Source organism: Roseibium sp. (assembly GCF_025698965.1).
Taxonomy (GTDB): Bacteria; Pseudomonadota; Alphaproteobacteria; order Rhizobiales; family Stappiaceae; genus Roseibium.
The window spans coordinates 1-3,742 of record NZ_JAILWL010000572.1 but is presented as its reverse complement, the minus strand read 5'-3'; the positions used below and the strand labels follow the sequence as shown (position 1 = coordinate 3,742).

The 3,742-nt window shown below is 44.3% G+C and carries 2 protein-coding genes; both read right to left on the bottom strand.

Going from position 1 to position 3,742, the window contains the following annotated elements; genetic code table 11:
- The coding region (locus K5905_RS29700; RefSeq protein WP_297591236.1) for a phospholipase D-like domain-containing protein at positions 1 to 1,231 on the bottom strand (1,231 nt) is incomplete at its 3' end.
- A partial coding sequence (locus K5905_RS29695; protein WP_297591234.1) for an AAA domain-containing protein occupies positions 1,228 to 3,742 on the bottom strand: 2,515 nt, incomplete at its 5' end. The genes K5905_RS29700 and K5905_RS29695, both read right to left, overlap by 4 nt.

Genomic DNA, 3,742 nt, shown 5'->3' with positions numbered 1-3,742 from the left:
TATTGTTCCAGATTTGATTGAGACGTTTCGCAACAGAGGGCAAGGGTCCTGATGCCGGGCTTTGACTTTTTACTAGCCAGGCGATCAATCTGCTGGTCAAACCAAAGCTCCTGACAACGATAGAGACATCAAGTGCATCATAAGCAGTCGAAAGAAAATTACAGCTTCCAACAACGCTTACCCATTGGCCTGTTTGTTTTTCATCATAAATAAGCACTTTTGCGTGCGAATAAGATGAGCGTTCCGCAAGCTTTACTCGAGATTGAGCATGAACAGACAACCTCTTTAAGACGGATTGAACATCTTTGAGTTTCTCTTCACCCTTCTGACTCTCTGGATCATAGTTTAGCCCCCAGAGAAGTTCTATCTTTACCTTTCGTCTCGCAGCTTTCTCGAGATATGGCAGAAGATGCTTTACAGTGGCAGCACTAATGAAGCAAGAGTGAATGACGACGCAACTCTTCGCACTCTCCAATGCTTCTACCACTAAGTTTAGGTGATCACTTCCCCCAACTATTATTCTTGAAAAATCAATTTCATCGCGAATACCTTGATGGGAATACTTTGGTTTTGTTAACCATTTTTCGCTGGGGCTATCTGGAACCGCAGCTGCTTCCATGCTCACTCTGTTGCAGAGTTCGAGCGAGCTATAGGGAGGAAGTCCATCAGGATCGTTATCAAACTCAAGCCCGACACGAGCGTACGCAAGCGTTGAAAACCTAAATCTAGGCTCGGTCGGCTGTAAACTTTCAAATTGGTCCAAATAAAACAAATCACGTATCGCAGCATCTTTTAGATCAATACTACCAATTGTTGGTTCAATGCAAGTCGCTTCTGGTGGAAGCTCAGCATCATGGACTAGATCTAAATCATCAGATCGTAACCAATCACCTGTTAATCTGTCTAAGCATAAAGAAATCCATTTTGATTGCTCTTTTAGCTCTGCTGGCAACGTTCCTTCACTTGCACGGCGCGCACCCGCTGCGGTGGCGGTGTACAAAATACCTTGTGCATTTGAACGAACTTCCACCCAATTTACGCGAAGCAGATTTATCAGCGCTTCAATTACGAGTCGTTCGGGAACATTACCGTCTTCAGCCAATTCTGAGACAGAACGACGTTTACCTATGAGATCAACAAGTATCAGATGTTCAAGTAAGCTCCACCTACGACCAAAGGAAACATCGTAATTGACTGCAACTTTAAACACTGGAATGTAAATAATCTTCACTGAAAATCTCTCACAATCTTCATTCGCCCCTCGTCCTTCAGAGACTTCATCACTGACATCATAGTGCCGATATAGTAATGCTCATCATCTTCAGTCGAAAATTTGTCACACCTAGAATCGAAGAAATCCCAACTTCCAACTATTATAAGTTTATGCTTCGCTCGACTAAGTAATACATTCATGCGATTGGCTTCTTTAAGAAAACCCAAGCTCTTCGTCGGCGGAAGCCCATTGTTCCTTACTAAGCTTACAATAACAACATCTGCTTCACTGCCCTGGAATTCATCTACTGTCGCCCCCATTCTACTTTTAAATTTTATGTCAAATGGGGATTTAAACATATGAGGAACTTCATTATTGTTACTCATTTCTGCTATTTTCGTTCGAATTACCTCAAGCTGATTATTGTATGGTGATAAAATTTGTAGCTCACACTTGGCGTCACCATTTGGGTGTATTTGCTCAAGTATCCTGGCAACAATTTTTGTTTCGGCGTGCGAAACAAAGAGACCATCGACCTCACCTTCTGCCCAACGCTTCCTTTGAACCCATGGCACATCGCACCAGACTATGGACTGATCATCGAGCGGAGATCCTTCTGCTATTATGAAGGGTGCCGAGCCAGAGAATTTGGATTTCACAGCATCCGGTGTCTGAAGAATTGTGCCATTTTGTCCGTCACGGTAAAATGTTCTTCCTACTAGCTCTGCAATATCGGGATGCATTCTATGCTGATCCGTTAGAGTCCACGCTGCAGTACGGTCAGATATCGAGCTTGAGTTTTGTTCAAACAGATATTCAAAAACATTTACCATTTCACGCCATCGATTACAGCGCTCTACAAATGGCTCCCTTTCGTCAGTATCCTCGACAAGAGATGGATCGACCAGACCAGATGCAAAAGCCGCACCTTGCTTTATGGCGGCCTTAACTCTGAGGGGATCTGCAAGCAAATCCTTCAAGACGCGAGCGTTAAATGGAGAAAGCTGGAAGTGATCACCAATCAGAATTATCCTATGGCTCTCTTGCAATGCTATGGCCATATCAAAACCATGTGCTTTGCCTGCTTCTTCAATTACAGACCAATCAAAGCGTCGACCTCTTTCGTTAAGGTCAGCTAGCGGCCCAGCATTTAGTGTAGTGAATGTGACGTTCGCAGCGTCTTGACAAAGGATCTGCATTGCTTGCAGGTCAGCATCCTCATCGTTGCCAACTTCCTCAGAAATAAGAGCACAATCCCGAAGTCTTCTCTGAAGATGCTCAGGAGTGCGCTCATATAGTCTGCTTTTTACAATACCGCTTAGAATTTCTTGCGTAACTGGGCCAACATCATGTCGAGTATTGTGCTTTCCTCCTAGCCGCAACAAAATTGGTTTCTGAACAGAGTCATTGTCAAACAGTTCTGAAATTTTCACTCTAACATCATCTACCGTATGGTGAGAATGAGCTGAAATTAAAACTTGAGAACTCTGATCTTCCTTAAACAGTACATCAATAAACGACTTTATTAGAGTAGTTTTCCCTGTGCCTGGTGGCCCCTGAACCAAGAACGCAGGTTCAGTTTCCCACAACCTCTTCAACGCATCTTGCTTCGATTGATCCAATGAGATCTTAGAAATATGAGCTGGGGCTCTGTCCCGCCTGATGCGCAGCGCGCTTCGAGGATCAGCTAAGAACCGCAACAGTCCTTCGTGAGCCATTAAATCGCTGATTGCTTTATGTTGTCGTCGGAGTTGCTTTATTGTGCCATCATGGTTTTTTGCGAGATAAAGATTTCGCGTCGTAATGTTCTTAACTCCGCGATACCTAAACCGATAAACAGGACCATTTCTCGTCGCAGTGGCGCTAACGAACTGCCATTGAGTTCGATCATCTTCACCGGTCAATTTAGGCTTTTCTAGAAAATAGTATCTGTCTGTTGACGGATCTCCGTCCTCGTCAGCGACAACATCATCGACGCCAAGTTCAAACCAATCCCGAAGTTGTTCAGACGGATTCGGTATTCCTAGAGCTTGTGCAACATTATTCCTTCGACCGTCTTCAACTGGGGTTACAGAAATAGTGGTCTCGACGTTACCTACATCAATTTCCGTTACGACAACCGGACAAATTTCTGCGGCAGTTAGAACGGTTACTAACTGCTGAGTTACTCTAAAGAAGTCATGCACATCAGCAAGTTCTGGTGAAAGTATTGCTCGATTTTCTCGAAAGGGAAAGGCGCGGTCCCAAGAAAGGCTTCTGTCTCTAATTGTTCGTGACTTTTGAACAGCTCGAGAAAAGGTAATCACATCGAGATTTCTTTCACCGAGGCTGTAAACTTCATCATCAGGCAGTGACTTTGGCCTTTGCTCAACCTTGTCGCAAAATGCAATGTCCCAAGTTTCGAGCCCGTTCAGCGACCATTTCTTTGCTCTATATTCAAGACGTTTGCCCCGCAACACATAGTGTGGGTACGGCTTTGCCCGTGAAATGACCTTAATGTCTCCGGCGAGATCTTTTGTGATCCAGTCA